2 protein-coding genes are annotated in these 1,534 nt (G+C 69.4%); both read left to right on the forward strand.

Annotated elements, in window-relative coordinates; translation table 11 throughout:
- Positions 1-690: electron transfer flavoprotein subunit beta/FixA family protein (locus tag GIY56_RS18265; RefSeq protein ID WP_154766255.1), on the forward strand; the 690-nt coding region annotated here is incomplete at its 5' end.
- Positions 690-1,534, forward strand: an 845-nt coding sequence (locus tag GIY56_RS18270) for an electron transfer flavoprotein subunit alpha/FixB family protein (RefSeq protein WP_154766256.1), incomplete at its 3' end; no start/stop codon positions are given. The genes GIY56_RS18265 and GIY56_RS18270, both read left to right, overlap by 1 nt.

The raw sequence follows: 1,534 nt of genomic DNA on the forward strand, positions 1-1,534 counted from the left end.
TCTGGCGTTGATCTGTCGAACGTGAAGATGTCGATGAACCCGTTCGACGAGATCGCGGTGGAGGAGGCGATCCGGCTCAAGGAGAAGGGCGCGGCCTCCGAGGTGATCGTGGTCTCGATCGGCGTGAAGCAGGCGGCCGAGACGCTGCGGACGGCGCTGGCGATGGGCGCGGACCGGGCGATCCTGGTGGTGGCAACGGATGACGTGCACCAGGACATCGAGCCGCTGGCGGTCGCGAAGATCCTGAAAGCGGTGGTCGATCAGGAACAGCCCCGCCTGGTGATCGCGGGCAAGCAGGCGATCGACAACGACATGAACGCCACCGGGCAGATGCTGGCGGCGCTTCTGGGGTGGGGCCAGGCGACCTTCGCCAGCAAGCTGGAGATCGAGGGCGAGAGCGCAAGGGTCACCCGCGAGGTGGACGGGGGCTTGCAGACGATCGCCGTGGCGCTGCCCGCGATCGTCACCGCCGACCTGCGGCTGAACGAGCCGCGCTATGCGAGCCTGCCCAACATCATGAAGGCCAAGAAGAAGCCGCTCGAGGAAAAGACGGCAGGTGACTACGGCGTGGACGTTTCGCCGCGCCTCGAGGTGGTGGGCACGCGCGAGCCGGAAGGGCGCCAGGCGGGCATCAAGGTCGGCTCGGTCGACGAGCTGGTGGGCAAACTCAAGGACGCGGGGGTGATCTGATGGCGGTTCTTCTGTTGGGCGAGGTGACGAACGGCGTGCTGAACCGGGACGCCACCGCCAAGGCGGTGGGCGCCGTGCAGGCCTTGGGCGAGGTGACGGTGCTGTGTGCCGGGGCCAGCGCGAAAGATGCTGCGGCCGAGGCCGCGACCATCGCCGGCGTGTCGAAGGTGCTGGTGGCCGAGGACGCGCGCTATGGCCACCGTCTGGCCGAACCCACCGCGGCGCTGCTGGCCGGGCTTGCGGGCGATTACGAGCACATCGCCGCCCCCGCCACCACGGATGCCAAGAACGTCATGCCGCGCGTGGCGGCGATGCTCGACGTGATGGTGATCCCCGAGGTGTCGAAGGTGATCGACGCCCAGACCTTCGAGCGTCCGGTTTATGCCGGCAACGCCATCCAGACGGTGCGCTCGCGCGACGGCAAGAAGGTGCTGACGATCCGCACCGCCAGCTTCGAGGCGGCGGGCACGGGCGGCAATGCCCCCGTCCAGGACGCCACGCCGGCCGCCGATCCCGCCCTGTCGTCCTGGCTTTCGGACGAGGTCGCGGCCTCGGACCGCCCCGAACTCACGGCGGCGGGCCGGGTGGTGTCGGGCGGGCGCGGCGTCGGCTCCAGGGAGCAGTTCGCGATCATCGAGGCGCTGGCCGACAAGCTGGGCGCGGCCGTGGGCGCCTCGCGCGCGGCCGTGGACAGCGGATATGCCCCCAACGACTGGCAGGTGGGCCAGACCGGCAAGGTGGTCGCCCCGGAACTCTATGTCGCCGTGGGCATCTCGGGCGCGATCCAGCACCTGGCCGGGATGAAGGACAGCAAGGTCATCGTCGCCATCAACAAGGACGAGGA

The organism is Paracoccus lichenicola, assembly GCF_009708075.1.
Classification (GTDB): domain Bacteria; phylum Pseudomonadota; class Alphaproteobacteria; order Rhodobacterales; family Rhodobacteraceae; genus Paracoccus; species Paracoccus lichenicola.